Source organism: Psychrobacter sp. SZ93C1, assembly GCF_015864635.1.
GTDB lineage: Bacteria > Pseudomonadota > Gammaproteobacteria > Pseudomonadales > Moraxellaceae > Psychrobacter > Psychrobacter fozii.
In genome coordinates this window covers 1-21,777 of sequence record NZ_JADYWY010000002.1, presented here as the reverse complement: position 1 = coordinate 21,777, position 21,777 = coordinate 1, and the positions used below count along the sequence as shown (strand labels likewise).

18 protein-coding genes, 3 tRNA genes and 1 pseudogene are annotated in these 21,777 nt (G+C 43.1%); 5 read left to right on the top strand and 17 right to left on the bottom strand.

Annotated features, from left to right (window positions below; genetic code table 11):
• Positions 1-6: 6 nt before the first annotated feature.
• Positions 7-324, top strand: coding sequence for a hypothetical protein (locus I6E83_RS02980; RefSeq protein ID WP_197099923.1), 318 nt, complete (start codon positions 7-9; stop codon positions 322-324).
• A 153-nt stretch (positions 325-477) separates the two neighbouring features.
• On the opposite strand, the gene I6E83_RS02975 is transcribed toward I6E83_RS02980, so the two are convergent.
• The 13 genes from I6E83_RS02975 to I6E83_RS02915 form a co-directional block, all read right to left on the bottom strand.
• On the bottom strand, positions 478-891 hold the full coding sequence (locus I6E83_RS02975; protein ID WP_197099922.1) for a PaaI family thioesterase: 414 nt from the start codon (positions 889-891) through the stop codon (positions 478-480).
• A gap of 157 nt (positions 892-1,048) precedes the next feature.
• Positions 1,049-1,591, bottom strand: a complete 543-nt coding sequence (locus I6E83_RS02970) for a DUF3124 domain-containing protein (protein ID WP_197099921.1) — start codon at positions 1,589-1,591, stop codon at positions 1,049-1,051.
• A 68-nt stretch (positions 1,592-1,659) separates the two neighbouring features.
• Positions 1,660-2,364, bottom strand: coding sequence for a potassium channel family protein (locus tag I6E83_RS02965; protein WP_197099920.1), 705 nt, complete (start codon positions 2,362-2,364; stop codon positions 1,660-1,662).
• Between the two features lie 69 nt (positions 2,365-2,433).
• Positions 2,434-4,194, bottom strand: coding sequence for a potassium transporter TrkG (locus I6E83_RS02960; RefSeq protein ID WP_197099919.1), 1,761 nt, complete (start codon positions 4,192-4,194; stop codon positions 2,434-2,436).
• Between the two features lie 186 nt (positions 4,195-4,380).
• Positions 4,381-5,325 (bottom strand): DMT family transporter, encoded by a 945-nt coding sequence (locus I6E83_RS02955; RefSeq protein WP_197099918.1) that lies wholly within the window; start codon positions 5,323-5,325, stop codon positions 4,381-4,383.
• Positions 5,326-5,333: 8 nt separating this feature from the next.
• Entirely contained in the window at positions 5,334-6,467 is a 1,134-nt protein-coding gene (locus I6E83_RS02950) for a flavin monoamine oxidase family protein (protein WP_197099917.1), read from the bottom strand.
• 68 nt (positions 6,468-6,535) lie between these two features.
• Positions 6,536-6,958 (bottom strand): tetratricopeptide repeat protein, encoded by a 423-nt coding sequence (locus tag I6E83_RS02945; protein WP_197099916.1) that lies wholly within the window; start codon positions 6,956-6,958, stop codon positions 6,536-6,538.
• Positions 6,959-7,406: 448 nt separating this feature from the next.
• On the bottom strand, positions 7,407-7,895 hold the full coding sequence (locus I6E83_RS02940; RefSeq protein ID WP_197099915.1) for a M48 family metallopeptidase: 489 nt from the start codon (positions 7,893-7,895) through the stop codon (positions 7,407-7,409).
• Positions 7,896-8,091: 196 nt separating this feature from the next.
• Positions 8,092-10,137 carry a choline BCCT transporter BetT gene (gene betT / locus I6E83_RS02935; RefSeq protein ID WP_197099914.1) on the bottom strand — a complete coding sequence of 682 codons (2,046 nt, stop codon included), beginning with the start codon at positions 10,135-10,137 and terminating at the stop codon, positions 8,092-8,094.
• Positions 10,138-10,684: 547 nt separating this feature from the next.
• Positions 10,685-12,382, bottom strand: a complete 1,698-nt coding sequence (gene betA, locus I6E83_RS02930; RefSeq protein WP_197099913.1) for a choline dehydrogenase — start codon at positions 12,380-12,382, stop codon at positions 10,685-10,687.
• Positions 12,383-12,508: 126 nt separating this feature from the next.
• Positions 12,509-14,023: a betaine-aldehyde dehydrogenase gene (gene betB / locus I6E83_RS02925; protein ID WP_227680793.1), complete on the bottom strand. Its 1,515-nt coding sequence runs from the start codon at positions 14,021-14,023 to the stop codon at positions 12,509-12,511.
• Between the two features lie 202 nt (positions 14,024-14,225).
• Positions 14,226-14,801: a TetR/AcrR family transcriptional regulator gene (locus I6E83_RS02920; RefSeq protein WP_197099912.1), complete on the bottom strand. Its 576-nt coding sequence runs from the start codon at positions 14,799-14,801 to the stop codon at positions 14,226-14,228.
• A gap of 1 nt (position 14,802) precedes the next feature.
• Positions 14,803-15,147 carry a DMT family transporter gene (locus I6E83_RS02915; protein ID WP_197099911.1) on the bottom strand — a complete coding sequence of 115 codons (345 nt, stop codon included), beginning with the start codon at positions 15,145-15,147 and terminating at the stop codon, positions 14,803-14,805.
• A 540-nt stretch (positions 15,148-15,687) separates the two neighbouring features.
• Here I6E83_RS02915 and I6E83_RS02910 point away from each other — a divergent pair.
• From I6E83_RS02910 to I6E83_RS02900, 3 genes are all read left to right on the top strand, one after another.
• A tRNA-Asn gene (locus I6E83_RS02910) sits at positions 15,688-15,763 on the top strand.
• 190 nt (positions 15,764-15,953) lie between these two features.
• Positions 15,954-16,307: a CopG family transcriptional regulator gene (locus I6E83_RS02905; protein ID WP_110924297.1), complete on the top strand. Its 354-nt coding sequence runs from the start codon at positions 15,954-15,956 to the stop codon at positions 16,305-16,307.
• A gap of 436 nt (positions 16,308-16,743) precedes the next feature.
• Positions 16,744-17,478 carry a hypothetical protein gene (locus I6E83_RS02900; protein ID WP_227680792.1) on the top strand — a complete coding sequence of 245 codons (735 nt, stop codon included), beginning with the start codon at positions 16,744-16,746 and terminating at the stop codon, positions 17,476-17,478.
• A gap of 116 nt (positions 17,479-17,594) precedes the next feature.
• Here the strand turns inward: I6E83_RS02900 and I6E83_RS02895 are convergent.
• From I6E83_RS02895 to I6E83_RS02880, 4 genes are all read right to left on the bottom strand, one after another.
• Positions 17,595-17,685: transfer RNA gene (locus tag I6E83_RS02895), tRNA-Ser, on the bottom strand.
• Positions 17,686-17,768: 83 nt separating this feature from the next.
• Positions 17,769-17,859, bottom strand: a tRNA-Ser gene (locus tag I6E83_RS02890).
• 165 nt (positions 17,860-18,024) lie between these two features.
• Positions 18,025-19,188, bottom strand: a complete 1,164-nt coding sequence (locus tag I6E83_RS02885) for a type I glyceraldehyde-3-phosphate dehydrogenase (RefSeq protein ID WP_227680791.1) — start codon at positions 19,186-19,188, stop codon at positions 18,025-18,027.
• Between the two features lie 171 nt (positions 19,189-19,359).
• A complete protein-coding gene (locus tag I6E83_RS02880; RefSeq protein ID WP_197099910.1) occupies positions 19,360-21,294 on the bottom strand; it encodes an AAA family ATPase in 1,935 nt (644 codons plus the stop codon).
• A gap of 341 nt (positions 21,295-21,635) precedes the next feature.
• Here I6E83_RS02880 and I6E83_RS14820 point away from each other — a divergent pair.
• Positions 21,636-21,777, top strand: a pseudogene (locus I6E83_RS14820) (hypothetical protein); the annotation flags it as partial.

The following is a 21,777-nucleotide window of genomic DNA, read 5'->3' as shown; positions in this document are numbered from 1 at the left end:
TTTATCATGAAATACAAACTGACTCGTACCAATCAACAGTTACTACTGAGCTTAGCCGTATTTGGATCGACCATCATGCCAGTGACTTCTGCAGTTGCTATATTGCCACTGGGCTCAGAGTTTTTTCAGACAGAGTTATCTGAAACCACGTCTAGCACCGAAACAGCATTGATTAAAAAAGCGTTATCCAAAGAAGGCAATTTGAAGAGAGAGAACGAACATCTCACAGCTTTTAGTAATAAATCAAAATTTTCAACGTTGATTAGAGAGAGCAAGCAGTTTAGAGATCTTGAAAAACACAACACCGATATATTGCATGACTAAAAACCTCTTAGAAGTGGTTAGGGTGTGTCCTCAATTCAATCGATAGTCATCTAAATGGGTTAAAAACGGGGACACGCCCTAGTATCCAAATATTGGAAGAGCACCTATTTTTGAGTGATATGTTTCTTAAGTGATAGGTTACTATGAAAAGGGCTAAATACGTTTGGGCGGTACAGAATACGTGCCAACTACGTGAGCCACGGCATCATCAGAGCCTTCTGAATAAAGAGACACCTCACCTACTATCAGCGTACGCCCTACTTTCATCAAGGTACATTCGGCGATAATACGAGCATCTGCTGATGGTTTACGCAAAAAGTTGATGGTCAGACTTGTCGTTACTGTCAGTGGGACGATGCCGATTCTTCCGAGTATCGCCACATAGATGGCGACATCAGCCACGGCCATCATAACGGGGCCAGAGACTGTGCCACCAGGGCGCAGCTCATCTATACCAATTTCATGCGATAAGATCGCGCCCTTCTCACTGACTGCCTCGACGACACATTTAGTTTGTGGAAACTCCAATGCCATAAAGGCACTGATTTCTTCTTTGGTTGCAGACATAATTCTTCCTTGAATTGAATGGTCCTTGTTACTGCACTTAATACCTTGATTTGACTGAATAGCTTTATATCGTTATCGCTGACTACCAAAAGAGCCCATCAGCTTTTTCTACTGCGCGCTTTTAGTTTTATAGATGATGACCTGCCCGCTGTATTCACTAATGTACCACTGGCGTGCCTTCCGTACTAAAGGCAAATCCTTTATTGCTAAAGTTACCAATCATAACTGCTTCGATAACTGGTTTGACGGTTTCATCCACACCTTCGACTTCGATAATAAAGTTGGCACCTGAGCCACCTTTGTCTTCTTCTTTTTCGACGATATAATTGAGCGTGGCCATCGCTGGTAGCTCAATGGGTTTGTCTAGATATGATTTTACCAATGCCCCATCCGTATCGTAATAATCAATTTTATTGATATACAGTGATTTTTTGAACGTCGTATTACGCACGCTCAACGTCGCCGACAATAGCACTTTGCGAGCATCTCTATCGGTATAAATATCAGAATAAATCGGCACATAAAAGGTTTGTTTATAACCGAACTGACTGTGATCCACGTCTGAAGTAATCTCTAATGCTTCAATTGGATCTTTTTGATGCTCGGACAGAAGGACGTTCGGGTCTTGTGCGGACTCATCACAGCCTGACAGTAGTGCCATCACAGCAATCAATAGAACGGATACTCTGCGCTTATTCATAATAATTTCCCTGTGGCCTCAGCATCACTGCGATTGGCAAACCGTTATTTGATTTTATACCTTTATTTTCACACCTTTATTTTTACACCCACACTACGTAAGAACTGGTTGATGTGTTTATTGGCACCATAAATAACCAATACATCTCGCTCTTGCAATACTTGCTCAGGCGTCGCCAAACCTTGAATACTAGGCTTACTCTGCGTACGACCAAAGCTGTCTTCATAATACTCATAGCGCATGGTACTAAGCAATCGGATATTAAACCTTTGCTCCAACTGTAACTCATCAACGGTGTTACCAATTAGAACGTTTGGAATCTTAATCTCTACCATACTGAAGTTATCGCTCAACTCAAACGAATCGACAAAGTAGCGTAGCGACAGTCTTTTCGCCCAGCGGTTCGCCGCTTCTTTTTCAGGATGAATCAAATCATCAACACCAATAGCTTGCAGAACTTTTTCGTGTAGAGGATTAATACTACGACTGATCAAACGTTTTGCTTTTAGTGTCTTAAATAGCGCCGTTGCCATGACGTTCGCGCCTTGGTCTTCCCCAATAGCTACGATAACAATATCAGTATCAACAATGGGTAATCCACTAACAGCATATTCGTCGGTGGCATCCATACAGAGGGTATGAGAGATCACCTCTTTATAGGCTTCTACCCTTTGCATACTGCTATCAATGGCAATCACTTCATGGCCTTGGCTGGTCAATGCCGACCCTAGCGATGCACCAAAATTTCCTAGCCCTACGATGATATATCTCATAATCTTAATGACCTTCTTCTAGTATTTTTTTTGCTATTTTTTAAAAGCGAACCCGTTTTTTTTTATGAATTAGTTAATCGTAATCTCTTCAGTGGGATAGCGATAATTACGCTGGCGCATATTTTTAAGCAGCGCAATAAATATCGTTAGCATACTGACACGCCCAACGAACATAATGACCGAAACCACGATTTTACTAAAATCGGATAAATCTGCCGTTAAGTTCAAACTCAGCCCCACCGTGCTATAAGCTGAAAAACACTCAAACACCACTTTAATCAAATCCAGCTCTGGCTGATCATAACTAATGAGCGTTACGCCCGTACCGATGACGAGTAGCGACAGCCACATAATAGAAAATGCGCGGCGTACAGAAATCTCAGCAATTTCCCGTTTAAATACCTCTATCTTAGTCTGCCCACGCGCCAGACTCAACGTATTCAATAGCGCAATCGCAAAGGTACTGGTCTTGATACCACCACCTGTCGAGTTTGGCGAAGCACCAATCCACATCAGAAATATCGTCAGCATCACGGTCGGAAACGTGAGATCACCCATATCAACGACGTTGAACCCTGCCGTACGCGGAGTAGCAGCAGTAAAGAAGCCTGTCACTAACTTACCAAAGAAGCTGGTATGCTCAGCGAGCACGTTATTGTATTCAAATATCATCACGCCGATCAGACCGACTAGCAATAATGCACCTGTGGTAATCAAAGTAATACGGCTATTAATATTCAGCAACCAAGGCTGATAAATGTAGCGCTGGTCATGACGATATATCAGCCGCTGAGCACGATGACGCAAATACCGTAGGACGTTGACGACGATGGTAAAGCCCATGCCACCAAAGATAAATGTCATCGCCAGAATCAGCTGTAGCGGATAATTAAAACGTAGTGAATCGTCATACAAACCAGCGCTAAAGGTAGAAAACCCAGCATTACAAAAGGCAGAAATCGCGTGAAAAACAGAAAAGAATAACTGTTCAGACCAATTCATATCGGGGATGTCGTAGATGCTAATATAAATCAATGCAGCCGCCACTGCCTCGACAGCAAAGGTGACATACAAGATAGACTTGAGTGTCGAGACCACATTACCCATACCGCGCATGTAAGACATCTCGCTGATACTTGCTTGCGTCTCATAGCTGACACCACCCTTAAAAAAGTAACTAAAATACGTCACAAAGGTCAGGATACCTAAGCCACCGATTTGTATCAGCCCCATGATGATGACTTGGCCAAAAGTCGTAAAATAGGTCGCCGTATCCACGACGATAAGTCCTGTCACGCAAACCGCACTAGTCGCCGTAAAGAGTGCATCAATAAAAGACAGTGGCTGCGTCGTCGCATTGGGCATCATTAGTAGTAGCGCGCCAACCAATATCACTACTAAAAAGCTCAGAATAAAAAACTGTGCGGGGTGCAGAAAGGTACGATTGAGATTAAAATTATGATCGGAGATTTCACGGATAAAGGTGACAAACACGGCTATTTTGATTGCAACAAATCCATCAACCGCAGCGGACAATCCCGAGCGCACTAGGTCTGTGAAATGCGCGGTTAATAGAACGATAATCGCGATGCTGGTCAATGTGTCAAAGACAGCAACTTTATTGAAGGTTAGCGGTTTTTTTGTGTAAATATAACGACCAGCAGTCACTATAAAACTTAAAAAGATAATCACTAGATAAAAAATATGGAATACTTGCTGTAGCCACGTCGGTAGTGTAAAGCCACTATCGAATAGAGCAATAGCTACTCCGATGACACTAATGAGAATCGTAAAATTATTCAATAAGCGATAACGCGTGGCTGCATTCATAGCCTGAGTCCATGACAACAATAACCACGATACTTATACTCCTTTTTTATCGTATCTACAAAAAGTGATTTAAGTTAATCGTAACCAATTATTGAGCCAGAATAGACACTGATTGTGAAAACAACATGAAAGGATACTCGCAAGCACATAGAGGCTTTAATAGATTTTCAGTTTGATAGATATTTGCTAAACATCCTCTTTGGCTACCCTCGCTATTTTCACTCCACCCCATGTCACCAATGCTACACCAATAGCTATTAATGTAGCACCTAAGAATAAGCCTTCTGGCGGCTGCTCGCCTTGCAAAAATATAGCGACAGGTACACCGACAATGGCCCCTACCGAACCTAACAAACTTAATAACACTGGCCCGCCTGTTTTTTGTAGCAGAAATAATAGTAAAAACTGACCAGAAAACACACAAGATTGGACAGCGATTAGACCTAATGGCAACAGCCATTCTTGTGGTATATCGATAGAAAAATCAGACATCATACTGAATAAGCCTAACAGGAGAGCCGCCGCGATCAGCATACCTGGAGCGAGTGCGCTAGGAGATGCCTTATCAGGCCAACGTAGTGTGCGATATATATTGCCAATGGCCAGTAAGACAGGGCCACAAAGTGCTATTAATATCCAAAAAATACTGGCATCTGGTGCAGAGAATTTATGCACAGCCAATACCCCAGCCCCCAACAGTGCGGTAGCCACGCCAGAAGCACGGATGATGTTGAATTTTTCTATGCGTAGGGCCAGTGCCCCGAGGTAGGTAAGAAGTGGTGGTAGCGAGATGGTCAGCGCAACGAAACCTGCCCCGACATGAGGGATAGCAGAAAACAGCAGTAAATTGGACCCTGCAACGCTGACCAGTGCAGCGATAAAATAGTACTCAAAGCTACGCTTGCTAAACGGCGGGGACTCATGCCTTACTAGTGCAACAATTGATAAAATGAAGGCCGCACCAGTGATGGACCAAAACAGAAAGGCTAATGGCGTCAGACCTATGTCACCTGCATATTTCGCCAAATTGGTCGAGATACCAGTGAGCGCACCACCAGTCAACAAGCAAGCGAAAGGAATCAGCCATGTGTTTTTATTGCGAGATATTTGCTGTTCCGTAGGCTCACTCATCAACGATCCTATAAGCTTTGTACCGCTTTGCTTGCCGCGTCGATAGCCCCAGCGACATAGCCAGGGAACGCCTCTGACCACTCACTACCGCAACCTGTTAGACAATCCTGCCACTCGCCTGTCTTTGGTTTTGATGGCGGGGCTACAGCATGCTGACCCGTACCAATGACATCAGCAGGCATGGCAGTAAATGAATCTTGCGCCCAGTCTTTAATATATTCAGCCTTTGGTTTGTCTGCTTGTACACCAAATAGACGTACCATCTGCGCTCGGCAATGTGCTTTTAGCGCCATCTCTGAAACGTTTTGGCGTACCTTAACGGGAACACCAAAGAAACCAAACACAGCGCCTTCGCCTTCTACTAGTGAAGCATCGTGAATCTCAGTAAGCGGCCCTATCACACTTCGTGCTGCACCCGAGAGACCGTTATCTCGCCAAAATGGTGAGTCATAAACAGCCACATACTTGGCATGTGGTGCCATCCAAGTGTCGGTCTCTTGCCACTCTATCGCTAAATCTTGCGGTAAAGCAGGTTCAAACACGATATTACTGACCGCCAACCGAGGTGGTAGCGCAAGTAATATATGCTGCGCTTGATAAGTGATTGTTTGACCAGCGTTGATATGTTCAGAGCCATACTCGCTGTCTATTTTAATATGCTGACCAGTCTTGGTTAAGCGCCTTACTGTCTGTCCTGTTACGATACGCTTGGCATCCAAGCGAGCGTATAAAGCATCAGTTAGCGCCGTCAGTCCACCCACGAGGCGCATAGATGGTGGCGAACTCTGATAACCTTGCGCACGAATAGGCAACTCACTAGCACCACGTTCAACCATCATATCGCCTTCTTCGAACTGAGCGAAACGTGGTAAACCTAATGCTTCGATAAGACTGCTCAGCTGCGGCTGATACTCTGGCCAAAACCACGACGGCCCTAAATCAAAGCCATCGTTTGATTTTTCATGATCGCCACTTTGACTGCTAGCATTCTGACCCACTGATGATTTGGCAACAGTGATACGCCCGCCCAATCTATCACGAGCCTCTATCAATATATAGTCGATGCCTTTTTGTTCTAATAAGAAGGCAGCATACAATCCGCTTAATCCGCCACCGACGATCACCACTGGTACGTTTTGCATATCAAATACGTCCTATCTCATCAAGTACATTTAATCAGGACTACTCGATCAAAATTGTTCAAGTGAAACTACTCACCCAACAACTTAGTCAGCATCTCATCTATCTCAACCTTAAACTCTTTATCTTCAATCTTATTTGCCGTGATTTTGGCATTTTGTAGACTTTGAATAGCCGCTTCTTTGTTACCTATCTCAAGCTGTAAAACCGCCATAGAAAAAGCAATCGACGACAGATGATCCTTTGAATTGATCGCCGTGGCTTTGGTTAGTGCTTTGTCATAAATGACCAGTGCTTCGTCCAAATCTTCTGTAAAGTCAGCAAGTGTTTCCCACTGCTCTGGATGATCTTTGTCTGTGCTTTCGTTATCCGTACAGACGGCTTTTAGCTCAGCATAAAATCCATCAAATGCTTCTTGATTACCGATACGGTCAGCCTCTAGTAACTCTTCTGCCAATTTATAAATAGATTTATATATTTTGGTATTAATCATTGCTTACAACCTTTTATTGACTTGGGGTATAAATTATTTGGTTAGGATTATAACGTAATTCTATGGCGTGTCCTCATTTTAAAAATGGTGATAAAAATGAGATAAATTGCAGTCAAACAAGGAAAATAGCGCAGATAATATCGGGGTATTAACCAGCTATTTAACGATGTTTGGCAAAATTTAGCCATTTTTAGCTCGTTTAGATAGGATCAATTGAATTGAGGACACGCCCTAGCGGCTCAGATGATTGCCACAGAAAAGGACACGATATTTATATGGCTGTTATTAAGATAACTATTAAGATTGCTATGAACCTTATTAGGGCTGCTATTCATACTATAGTCGATTCAATTTAAAAGTAGTACAAGGCAACCGAGTGTAGATGTATATTTGATAATTCAAGCGAGGTTAACGCTGTCATACTTTTATAGTGGAATGACTATTAGGGTTACAACTCTCGCCAGTGCAACCAAAGCCGCGTATCTAGCTCAAACTGGTGATATTCAGGCTCCATATGGCAGCATAATTGATAAAACGCTTTGTTATGATCGTGCTCTTTAAAGTGCGCCAACTCATGCACTACAATCATACGCAAAAACTCAGGCGGCGCTTCTTGAAACAAGCTGGCCACCGTGATGCTGTTGTGCGATTTGAGCTTGCTACCTTGTATGCGAGACTGGGTGGTATGAATACCTAGCGCATGCTTGAGAACTTTTAACTTGCTGCTATAGCTGACATTCGATAGCTGTCCCACTTTGCGCATATACTGGTTTTTAATATCATTGATATACTGATAAAGAGCCTTATCACTTTTTATTTGGTGCTGAGTCGGATACTTTTTTTCTAGATACGCACCCAAGTTACCATCGCTAATGAGTAGCGCGGCTTGGGTTTGAACTTGCTCAGAATAATGAGCGATGTATTTTAATTTGGTCACGAACCTATCCTTTACTGATGCGTTACCACGTATCGACGCGGTCTAAATGAATTTTACCTTATATTGGTGCGCTTTATTAGAGCGTGGCATCATTTAGGTTGTGAGGCATAAACAAACCCCATAAGCTGAATTCAACTTATGGGGTTATTTTTTACAAGATTTTTACTGAACTATTTAGAGCATATTAATGAGTGAATTAACGCTCTAAATGTAGATACTGTAAATGACGCTCGTACTGATTTAAGATATCGACCAATACTTGCTCTTTGGAGTAGCCAACCAAGTCATACTCTTGCGAGCCTTCGCTTAAGAATACTTCTGCACGATAATAGTACTCGGCATTCTTAGTTGAGGTGCTCAATGTAAAGTTAGGACGCTCAGCTTTAATCAAGTTAACTTCATAAATAAAGTCGTCTTCGTCGCCATGGCCAACTCGCAATTTGAGACCATCTATTTGACCGCTACTCTCATCCATACCTTCATCTATATCTTGTCCGATATGTGCAGGATTACGGATGTCCAAAGACGTTTTTAGACCGCCTGCCGCAAACTCTTTTTCAACTTCCGTCATGGCAGGTCTGACCACATTTTGTAAAAACTGTTCCACTTGTGCATGTTTAGGGAAACTGACAATACGTTGCAAGCGTGCTTTCCAGCTCTTACCACTATCCAACACGTTAGCCGTACCAATCGTACTGGCCTTACGTTTATTGCCTTCTTCTTTTAATGATCTCCACATCGATACCATATAGAGCACTAGAATGAGCGAGAATGGCAAACCTGCAATCACAGAGACTGACTGCAATGAAGCAAAACCACCGGCAAATAATAGTCCTAAGGTGATAAAGCCTGTTGCCGCTGCCCAAAACAAGCGTAACCAAACAGGGGCATCTGTGTCATTGGTCATGCCTCTTGAGCTCAAGTTCGCGAGTACTAACGCGCCTGAATCCGCTGAGGTCACAAAAAAGATAAGGCCAATAATCACACCAGCGAATGATAAAATATCGCTGTAAGGAAAGTGCTCAAACAGAGCAAACATGCCCATCGCTGCATCATTAACAGCGATTTCGCCCAATTCAGTGGCACCATTGGCAACCAAGTCTATCGCTGAATTACCAAAGATAGAGAACCAAGCAAAGATGAAACCGAGCGGGATAAACATCACACCAAAGACAAACTCACGCAAGGTACGACCACGACTAATACGTGCGATAAATAGTCCTACAAACGGTGCCCAAGCGACCCACCATGCCCAGAAAAATATCGTCCAACCTGATTTCCAGTCAGCGCCAGCTTGACCATCATAAGCATAAACATCAAAGGTTTTGAAAATAATGGTTTGGAAATATTGTCCGATATTTTGAGTAAAGGTATTAAGCAAATAGACCGTATTACCCATCACTAATATCGCAATCAATAACAATATCGACGATAGCATGTTGAATTCAGAAAGACGACGTACGCCTTTCTCAACACCCGTCATCGCAGAGACAGCTGCCGCCGCAACAACACAGACGATAATAATTGTCTGAACGGTTTTGCTCGATTCGATACCGAAGACATGGGTCAATCCAGCATTGGCCTGCAATACCCCAATACCCAAACTGGTGGCGATACCCATCAAGGTACAAACAACACCAAAGGTATCAATACCATCACCAAGCCAGCCTTTGATGAGTCGTTCACCAAAGATAGGCGTCAACGGCGAACGTAGCGCCAATGGCATATTTTTACGATAAGCAAAGTACGCCAATGCCATACCGATCAAGGCATAAATACCCCAGCCATGTAGTCCCCAATGTAAAAAGGTCTGCGCAAGTGCCTCACGCATAGCCTCGGCACTGGCAGGTTCTAAACCAGTATGCGGTGTCAGATAATGCATCAAAGGCTCAGAGGCACCAAAGAACAACAGGTCAATACCGATACCAGCAGAGAACAGCATCGCCGCCCATGCTAGGAAAGGAAATTGTGCTTTTTCGTGGTCTTGCCCAAGCTTGATATCACCGTACTTAGAAAAACCAACAAACAAGGAAAATATACTATAAGCGGCAACCACCAGCATGTAATACCAGCCAAAGCTCTCTGATATCCATGACATACTCGAACTTAACAATGTCTCACTATAAGTTGGAAACGCAATCGTCCAAATTATCAATAAAATAGAAATAATAGCTGAGCCTAAAAAAACCGTCTTATTTAGAGTCAGGGGTTTTGCCGCATCATTTGATGGCGAGCTGTACATAAAAGACCTCAATAGGTAAATTAAACAGGGTCTGATATTGCTTTGTCCGTCATAATCTTATGACTGATAGTCATACAAGATATAAATCACTGCATGACGCACAAAGCAGTACCAATAAATAAAGATTTGCTACTCAAATAATGACCATTTCAGTAATTGCTACTTCAATAATTAGTACTTAAGCAACAAGGTAAGTGATTAAAAAACCAATCTTAATCGTATAGTCGAACCACTCTTAAAGTGTTATGGCGTTAGACTCGCTTAGCCTACTACTGTAGTACTTGCGCTCGTCTGCCTTATACCATTTTTAAGATTGATTGACTATATTCATTTTCTAAAACAGTAGCGGGGGTAAAAAAGACCTTTATCAAAAGGCCTTCTTATCAACATTATTCATAAACACTATAGTCATTTCACTATAAAAGTATTACTGCGTTAACCTCGCTTGAAGTATTTAATATACATCTACACTCGGCTGCCTTGTACTGCTTTTGAATTAAATCGACTATATATCATATATCTAGACAGTTATTTATTAATGCTTAATTTAAACAGAACCATAAGCCCGCATCGGCTCAGCTCTCAATGGCGCACCATCGGCAGTAAAATAGTCTACTGTCGAACGTGGTAACTGCACACCGCGCATCTTATCGACGATTTTTTCTGCCAACATAATGGTAGTCGCGTTGAGATTACCACTGATGATGTTGGGCATGATAGAGGCATCAACGACGCGTAAGCCATCAATACCATGTACCAGTCCTTCGCCATTGACGACCGAATCATTGTCTTCGCCCATCGCACAAGTACAAGATGGATGATAGGCCGTCTCACTGTGATTACGGACATACTCGTCTAACTGCGCGTCGGTCACTAGATCATCGGTTGGTGCAATCGAGCGACCACGATAAGGGTCAAGCGCTGGCTGATGCATAATCTCACGAGTGATACGCATAGCAGCACGGAACTCTTGCCAGTCTTGATCATGAGACATGTAGTTAAACAAGATACTTGGATGAGCGCTTGGATCTTTCGATGTCAGTTTGACACGACCTCGACTTGGCGAGCGTAATGAGCCCACGTGCGCTTGGAAGCTATGAGACTTCACCGCACTACGACCATCGTAACGTACTGCTAATGGCAAGAAGTGATACTGAATATTAGGATGGGTAAACTTCTCATCGGTACGAATAAAACCACCACCTTCGAACTGATTTGACGCGCCAAGACCCGTACCATTAAATAACCACTCAGCACCGATGGCGGGCTTGTTCCACCATTTATTGGCAGGCGCAATCGACACTGGCAGCTTACATTCATACTGCATATACAGCTCTAAATGATCTTGCAGATTATTACCAACACCCGGCAAATCTATAATTTCATTGACACCCAAATCCTTTAGCCATTGACCTGGGCCAATACCAGAACGCTGCAATAATTGTGGTGAGGCAATCGCACCTGATGAGACAATCACTTCACGAGAGGCATGAAAGTTCTTGGTTTGACCTTGATGCTCGACTTTGACACCAATAGCACGCTTACCATCAAACAAGATTACATCGGTCAGTGCACCCGTCAAAATCGTAATATTACTGCGCGGTTTGGCACGGTCCAGATAACCACGAGCCGTTGAGGCGCGGCGACCATTAGGCGTCACGAAACGATCCATTGGCCCAAAACCTTCTTGCTGATAGCCATTTAAATCGTCGGTACTTGGATAGCCAGCTTGCACGCCTGCTTCAATCATTGCTTGAAACAGTGGGTTGACCCCTGGTTTTGAAGTGGTCATCTCAACAGGGCCACCTACACCATGATAGTCATTTTCGCCCGCATCGCGGTTTTCTAACTTTTTAAAATAAGGCAGACAATCCAGGTACGTCCAATCTTCTAGGCCTTTAATCTTAGACCAATCATCAAAATCTAGTGCGTTACCACGGATATAACACATACCGTTAATCAGTGACGAGCCGCCAAGTCCTTTACCGCGACCGCAGTCCATGACACGGTTATTCATATACGGCTCAGGATCAGTTTTGTAGCCCCAGTTATAGGTCGTTCCTTGCAACGGCATGGCAAGCGCTGCTGGCATCTGCGTACGAAAATCTAAGCGATGATCTGGACGACCCGCTTCTAGTAGCAGCACCTTAATGTTGGCATCTTCAGTCAAACGCGTGGCCAGCACATTGCCTGCTGATCCTGCGCCAACGATGATGTAGTCATACTCAGGTGTGGTTGATGTCATAAAACGCTCCATAATATTGAAAAATAAATCATTTACTATCAGTAAAGTCGAACAAAAAACAAATTAGCGCTACTGAACTACTTTACTGATTAAAAAACTGATCAAAAACTTTCTCAATAAAAGTAATTAAAAAACAGATTCAAACTTACCCAACTCTACTTGGATAGATTTGGTCTGCGTATAATGCTCAAGGGCTTCAATGCCGTTTTCTCGGCCAACACCTGAATGCTTGTAACCGCCGACTGGCATTTGAGCGGCTGACTCGCCCCACGTATTTAACCAGCAGATACCCGCTTCAATTTGAGCGATGACTCGATGTGCTCGGGTCAAGTCAGCAGTCACGACGCCAGCTGCCAATCCATATTCGGTATCATTGGCACGGCGAATAACTTCTTCTTCAGTCTCATAAGTCAATATCGACATTACTGGGCCAAATATTTCCTCACGGACGATAGTCATTTCATCAGTACAGTCAGTGAATACCGTCGGTGCGACGAATGCACCATTTGCCAATTCGCCTGTTGTCACACGGTCACCACCTGTGAGCAGTCGTGCGCCGCTGACTTTACCTTGCTTGATATAGCCAAGTACTCTTTCCATATGCGGGAAGCTGACTAGTGGGCCCATGTTGATGCTTTCATCCATCGGATCACCCAGTTTAATACGCTCGACACGCGTTAAAATAGCCTGCTCAAACTTAGCTTGTAGTGATTTAGGAACAAACACGCGCGTACCATTAGTACATACCTGACCACTACTATAGAAGTTTGCCATCATAGCGATGTCAGCAGCAGTGTCGATATCTGCATCATCAAATATGATTAATGGCGACTTACCACCAAGCTCTAATGTCACGTCTTTAAGAGACGATGATGCCGCACTCGACATGACTTTTTTACCCGTCGGTACGCCACCCGTAAACGAGACTTTGGCGATATCAGGATGCTGAGTTAATGCCTCACCCACTTTATAGTTACCTTGGACGACGTTGAATACGCCATCTGGTAAACCTGCTTCTGTCAAAATTTCTGCCAGTTTCAATGCAGTTAACGGCGTCACTTCTGATGGTTTAAATATCATCGCATTACCAGCAGCTAGTGCCGGTGCTGCCTTCCACATCGCGATTTGAATTGGATAGTTCCATGCACCAATACCAGCAACCACGCCAAGTGGCTCGCGGCGAGTATAAACAAAACTGGTATCACGTAGTGGAATCTGACGACCTTCTATCATCGGTGCAAGACCTGCATAGTACTCAACCACATCAGCACCCGTAACGATATCGACATACTTGGTTTCAGAATACGCTTTACCTGTGTCTTTCGTCTCAAGCAATGCCAGTACATCGTTGCGGTCGCGCAATATCTCAACGGCCTTTGATAAGATTCGACCACGCTCAACTGATGTCATCGCTGCCCAAACTTTTTGACCTTTTTGCGCGGCTTTAACAGCCTCGTCGATTTGCTCATTGGTCGTTTGTTGAACGGTAGCCAACAACTCACCTGTTGCTGGGTTGATGTCTTCAAAAGTAGCCAAAGACTCATCGACAGCCAGATAACGACCATTGATATAAGCGGTTTGTATTTGTTCTAAGTCGATAATGTCTGTTAAGTTATTTGAGTTTGTATGAGTAGCTGTCATGGAGTGCTCCTTACGACGACTGGTACAAGCGCTATAAAATTACGCCTACCGAATAATTTCGTCATGGTTTCAGTTTTAAAAATAAAAGTTGCATCGTTATATGATGACAAGTCGTTATGTGGTTAAAAGTCGTTATGCGATTATCAATTGTTCTTTAATAAATCTTTGGGTGTGGCACTTTAATTAACGTGCTACATCATGCTTATGAATCAAAGCCACGTTGCGTCATTTTTATTAGACGCTCACGTAGCGATTTCTTATCCGAGATATTGATACCTGAAAAGTCAGAAAGCCAAATCCCATCAGCGACCAACCGCACCATACACAATGTCTCGGTATTATCGGTTGCTTCATGCTTCTTCAATTGCTCATTTGACCACTTGGCCCACAATTCACGCAGCTCACTATCACCTAGCATCAATACATATAGCGTCGCTTGACTGTCAAACTCTTCCTGCCCTTTTTCGCCTAGACTGATCGTGGCATCTATATAAGCACGGGTAAAAGAGCCATAGCGCACTGGATCTTTCGCCATTGCGCTATCCACCTCTGCCTCAAACTTCGCCATCGCATCATAAAACACTTCAAGAATGAGCGCGTTTTTAGTGGCGAAATGATGCATGATGCCGCCTTTAGTCACCCCAACTGCATCTGCCACGGCTTGGAAAGTGACTTTCGACAACCCTTGCTCTAGCGTTATTCGTGCGGCCTGATCGAGTAATGCACGACGAATAACTTCTGGTTGTTTTTTACGTTTATGAGCGTTTTCAATTTCCATATCAGTGCACCACAGAATTAGAGAGTAAATTCATCACCATCACACCGCCTACAATCATAGAAATACCAACCACTGCCGCTGTATCAAGGCTTTGCTTGAAGAACACCAAGCCAACGAGCGATGTCAGTACGATTCCGAGTCCGCCCCACAGCGCGTAGGCAATACCAAGCGGTATGGTCTTAAGGGTCTGCGCCAACAAATAAAATGAGATGACATAAAGCAAACCCATAATGAGCGTCGGCACCAAACGCGTGAACTGCTCTGACTTCATCAAAAAAGTAGTGCCGATCACTTCACAAATGATGGCAATGGCTAAATAACCATAAGCAATAGTGGTAGGACTCATATTTAACATACCTTTTTCGAATCAAGCATATTCCTCGATTCAATATCAATTGGTCATAATAAATTGTTTGAGCATGTATTAAAGATACCGTACGGTCGGTATTCTATAGACATATTCTAGCAATGTGAAGGGCTAACTCATAAGTTTTTTGTTTCAAGTGGTGTATGTATTGCGTTAATATTCAAAAAGATAGACGAGTTGTCTAATCAAATATAGGCCTGAAACCTAAGCGCAAAGACGGATGCAAGGTTACTTCGACTACTTATCAGAAGCACTTTTATCTTTGGTCGATGCACTTAATAAAATTATCGATGATCGAGCCAATAAATAACAACTTGAGACTCATCTATCTACCAGAACTGCCCACTTAACAGGCGATAACGAGCTATTTTGAACTAATTACAACAATATTGATAATTAATAGCGTAATAAGGTTGACAGCCTATGATGACTTGGCTAAAATACGCCCCACATAACGCAAACAAGATAAGCAATTGTTCTTATATAATGCTTACTAAACTTACTGTTATGACAACTTATTCTCCAATAGCTCAGTTGGTAGAGCAACGGACTGTTAATCCGTGTGTCCCTGGTTCGAGCCCAGGTTGGAGAGCCATATACTGAAAACCTTCATCATTACTTGATGAAGGTTTTTTTATGGTCGCCATTTATATATGTGATGGTCATAATATTCGCATGGCTACTGTGTTCTTTTGTGCATTTTTGTTGTATGGTAAGTGAAGTATTGATTGGGTTAATTTTTGTCTGAGCGCTTTACTCCTACTCACTAAAAGTAATGGTTTATTATGATACCTGTACGTGTAAAAAATAGATTTTCTGATCATCCACAAAAAATCATGCGTCCAGTCAGCATTCGCCTGTCTGAAGAAATGATTTCGCTATTAGAAGCGACTTCGTCGGATTTAGGTTTTAAACGTATTCAAGGTCTTATCCGCCTATATATTCGTCAGGGTCTTGATCGTGATCATCAGGATTATACGTTAGCCCATGATGAAGTTTTTATCGAAACACTACGTAAACGCGGTGTTAGCCAGCATATTATTGATGAGGCTATTGTTGTGACGCATAATAATAATATTACGCATTCATTATCTGAGCTACAAGAAAACGATCAAGCTAATGACCAAACTAATAACTAGCCAGCTGCATTAAAAGCAACATGCCAATGTGTATTGAATAACAATAACCGTTCAAAACCACTATTAATCGTCAGCTTTTACGGCTTTTAATAAAAAAAGACTGAGTCCGCCTAATCGCACTCAGTCTTTTTTTATGGGCATCATAAACATATCCTTTGCTAGTCCTTACTATCATCCACTCTGACCAACACCCCTCCTACCCCTTTCTGCTGTCACAAACATAAAAACATATCTGTTTTATTTCCATACTCCCTTTAGCGATAATTAAACACAAGCAATCTTCAAACGAGGTATATTAATAAAAAGACCACTATAGTCGGTTCAATATAATGTCGATATCAGAAAACCAAGCAAAGATGACGATGTAGCAGATTTATATAAACGTGACTATATTATCGCTCTTTATTTTTCATAGGGGTTTACAAGGAGGTGTACGATGATGGGTTTATATCAGCGTTTAGACAAAGCGTTGTTACTAGCAGTTGCTTTGGCAGTGCTGCCAGTCGTTTCTGCGTGCTCACAGCCACAAACTGATCCAAACAAAAAAACAATACCGACCAACTCTGACCAATGGCAAAAAAAGCTCGGTACTACCTTTGAGCAGCTACCCAAGGCTGATCAGCAAGTCCTTAGCCGCTATATGTTGCGTATGAAGCTCAGCGGCGCTTATGAGTCAGGCGCAATGCCACGTACCACTATCAAACAAGCCCTCATACAGCAGCGTGAATACGAGCGCTTGCATCCAAACAACCCTACCGGTAAGAAGAGCCCTATCGTCAAGGGTCAGCAAGCAGCAACCGCTAACGCACAGAATTACCCTATCGCCCTGCTACCAGTCAAGACTAGCGATGACGACAGCTTAAACCAAGTAAAACTACAGTTCATGCTATCAAACCACGGTCAGGTCGCTATTCAAAGCTTTAGAGGGACGCTAATCATGCAAGACGCGCAGCTGACGAAAGGCAAAAGATTCAACGTGCCCTCGACACAGTTTGATCCTCCCATTCAACCAGAGCAGTCTGGCAAAATCATCATTGAGAGTAGCATAGAAGACATCAACATCATGCGTGCCATAAAAAACACCAAGGACATGACTATCATGATTAGCGAAGGTGTTTTGACATTAGAAGACGGACAAACCGTGGAGTTTGATGAGTCGCTAATGAAATAAATAACGTCATTGGAAATTCATTACAAGTTAGTTCATCGCAATGTCATTAAAAAAGCCATTGGAAAAGAACGTAAAAAAAAGCCCCAATCACTAATGATTGGGGCTTTTTTCGAATTTGGAGGAGACGGAGAGATTCGAACTCTCGAAGGGCTACAAACCCTTGTCGGTTTTCAAGACCGGTGCATTCAACCACTCTGCCACGTCTCCATTTGTGCATCATTATAACGATATAAAATAAAAATGCAACAAAAAAAGCCGCAATCATTAATAATGATTACGGCTTTCGAATTTGGAGGAGACGGAGAGATTCGAACTCTCGAAGGGCTACGAACCCTTGTCGGTTTTCAAGACCGGTGCATTCAACCACTCTGCCACGTCTCCATAGGTGCATCATTATAGCGATATAAAATGAGATTGCAAGCAATTAATTGAACGAATTTAAATTATTTTGATGCTATCATTAATTCCGTTTAAAAGAGCGTCAAGGCAACTGAGTATAGGTGTATAGGTGATACTTCAAGCAAGATTGATGCTGTTACTCTTTTATCAAGGATTGACTATAGGTTTTTTATTAGATGCGAGATGTAGGCACATATCTAGCAACCTATTGGCATAACCCCATTCATTATCATACCAAGCAAAAACCTTGTATTGCTCACCCACTTGCATCAACTGCTGCCCATCGATGATAAGCGATTCTGTCTGATGGATAAAATCACTGGAGACCAATGGTTCCTCGGTATAGGCCATAATATCAATCAAGCAACCTTGGCTAGCCGATTTCAGCACGTCACGAATATCATCGACACTCACGTTAGGCGCATCAAACACAAAAGTCACGTCAATGGCGGCAACATCGATAGTTGGTACTCGAATGGAATGTCCATTTATTTTGCCTATCATCGCTGGTAGCACCCGCTCTGTCGCAGCGATACTGCTAGAAGTGGTCGGGATAATATTATAACCAGAAGCCCGCGCGCGTCTCGGATCTCGATGCGCCTGATCGAGTACCGTTTGGTCAGCCGTGACCGCGTGAATCTCAGTCATCATCGCTGACTTAACACCAAATGCAGTATCAAGGGTCGCAATCAATGGCACCAGTGCTTGCGTGGTACAAGAAACACTCGAGATAATCGGCAGCTCACGTGTTAACTCGTCCGTGTTGACGCCCATAACGATGCAAGCATCCACATCATCAAAAGGGGCCGCGCCAATAATCACTTGCTGCGCTCCAGCCGCCCTATGTAACTGAGACTGTTCATAAGAGCGGAAATGACCCGTGCACTCTAGTACCACATCAACACCCAGCGCCTCCCAAGGCAGATTTTTCGGATCTGCCTCCGACAGCATATTGATACAGTAGGTTAGATTACTTTTCGTCAGACAGAGCTGAATCTTGCTAGTATCGTCGGCACCACTCTCTACAATCTCGGCACTAACGCCCAGTCGACTCAAACGCCCATGCGTGCTATCAAACTTTAATAAATGCAGCAAGATATCCGCTGGTGCTAAATCGTTAATCGCCACTACATGAATCGCTCGACCTAACACTTCAAAGCGCTCTAGCAATGCACGCAATACATTGCGCCCTATACGTCCAAAACCATTAATAGCCACTCTCAGTGGCTGTGTGTGCTCACCAGTGGCATAAAGCGCTGCTACAATAGGGTCAGACGTTAATTGATAGGTGGCGCTAGAAAAATCAGGCATAACAAGTTATCGCTATAAAGAGAGATATAAAATTGAGCACTGCAATTCCAGCACTACAATGGAACAAAAACCATGCGCTTTAATGGTTTTAACAATAGGTTGGATATTAGGGCGTGTTGCCCATTCACAAGTAGGCACTGCTGATTGCCATAGTCGCATGCAAAACAAGCGTTAAGGCGTTATAAAAATAAGTGCCAATCGAATGGTATTGTAGTCAATGCTTTGTTTAAGATGGTCAAATATCGGACGCAGCTTAATACTACCATCATCATTAAAATCGTTTGGGTTATTGGCAACTTTAATCACCACATAAGCATTACCAACGGCAGTCATCACCTCGTCTTCAGGACGCAAATGATCACAAGCCAAACTTGGGTCTTGAGATTTTAATTCGCCGATATGGCGCATGATGGTAGATTGTGACAGCTGACGGGCTTGAGATATCTCTGCAATAGATAAACTCTCTTCTAATAGTATTCTGGTCGCCAGCAATGTACTGTCCGACTTATCAGACACCTGATTGCCCATTTTTTGCTTTTTATCTAGCTGCGCCTGCTGTTGCTCGCGGCGCTTCTTTTGTAGATTGGCATAGCTATCAATCACTGACTTACTCAGTGTACCGCCTGATTTTAGAACGAACTTCTCATGTGCCTGCGTCATACTCTCTTCATCGAGCATGGCATAGTTGGCATCAGCTTCTTCAGATAGCACTAAAAATCTCTTGTCTGCACCGCGAGCTAATGGATCTAGCTGCAGGCTCATGTCGTTCATGCCTAGCAATTGCAACCCTGCTAGCGACTTGAGCCTTGATAATGCTACATAGCCTTGTCCTAATTCAAAGGTACGCGACAAATCTATCTCAGCAGCGTCCAGTGTCATGCCTTGTGACTTATGAATAGTAATTGCCCATGCCAGACAAAGCGGCACTTGCTCATAGCTCGCTAGCACTTCACCCGTCTCATCTTCGATGATCCACTCTTCAGGCTCAGCGATAACTTCACGCCCTGAGTTAAGCCTAACCACTGGCATTTTCTGTGTCGTTGGTTTTTTAGCTTTTGGTTTTTCTTTGTCTTTTTTGGTTTTACTCTTTGTACTTTTGGCAGACGCTTCATCACTGTCGGCAGTGCTGTCGATATCATCATCTTCAATCAAAGCCTCACTGGTATCTTTGCTATCGTCGATTTTCACCGCAGCAAAACCTATCAGCTCACCCATCGTACCGTTAGAGACACCAAGCTCGGTGTTGTTTTTAATAAACATCACTTTTGAGCCAACTTTAAGCACCAAATCATCTTGGGTACGTACTGTTTTCTTGAGGGTTTCAACCAGCTTACTGTCACCTGTAGATGTGGCTTCAAAGCGCATCATCTCACCAGACAGTGCCGCCAATTCTTTATCATTGATTTTATTGACGTTGAGATTATGCGTATACAGACGGGTACGCTTGATATCGACGTTTTGGTCAAAGGTGGCTTCTAGCGCAGCAATCGCATCAAAAGTGACTTCTTGACGACGAATTTGGTTCAAAATATCGTCCAAATCAAGACCGCCGTTGGCCGCCTCACTCACTTGTCGATGCTGCTCAGACAAGTAACAAATGTGAAACTTGGCATCGAGCCACGCCTCAGACATAAAAGCAAACTTCTCACGATTACTCTCACCTTTGCTACCAATTGGCGGTAGCTGAAAAAAGTCCCCTGCAACCACCACCTGAATACCGCCAAAGGCTTTGTCGTTTTTGCGCACATGTTTGAGTACTTGGCTCACCAAATTAATTTGCTTGGCATGCAGCATCGATATCTCATCGATAACGAGCACTGCCGTGTCCTTTAATCTATCTGCTAAAAACTGTTTGCGTGACAACGTGGTCAAGTCGCGGTCACTTAGCTCATCTTTGATACCGATACCCGACCAGCTATGAATGGTCGTACCGTTCATATGCGTGGCAGCAATCCCAGTACTGGCAGTGACAGCCACGGGTACTCGACGCGCGCGTAGATAATCGATGTATTGATTGAGTGTATAGGTCTTGCCTGAACCTGCTGAGCCAGTCAAAAAGACATTTTGACCTGTTTTTAGGATATCAAGAGCAGAAGATTGACGCATATATTCAAACCAACCAATAACTTAGAAGAAAAAGAAAAGAGAGCAGCCATCAGCAAATTTATAAATGCTGCAGCCTAAAATATTGGCAATAATTATAACAGCTACATCCACTTTACGAACCCTTTTAACTGACACATTTTCCATAACAAAATTTTATGAGTTCATTCATTAGTTATTATTAAAAGTGAGTATAACTCTGCTCAAAAGTTGAGTAGTATGAAGTGAGAACTTGATCAGGAAGATTCGGTGGCGATGAGATAAGCCGTTATTTTACACGATGATGTAATAAATAATTGCTTATATATGACTTGCCTCATACATAAAACAACAAGGAGCAGTTAATGTTATATCCCTATCCAAATACAGAAAAAAGCCAAGTCCAATTCCGCGAAAAATACGACAACTTCATCAATGGTGAATGGGTTGCACCCGTTGATGGTGAATACTTTGACAACACCAGTCCCATAGATGGCAAAGTCATCT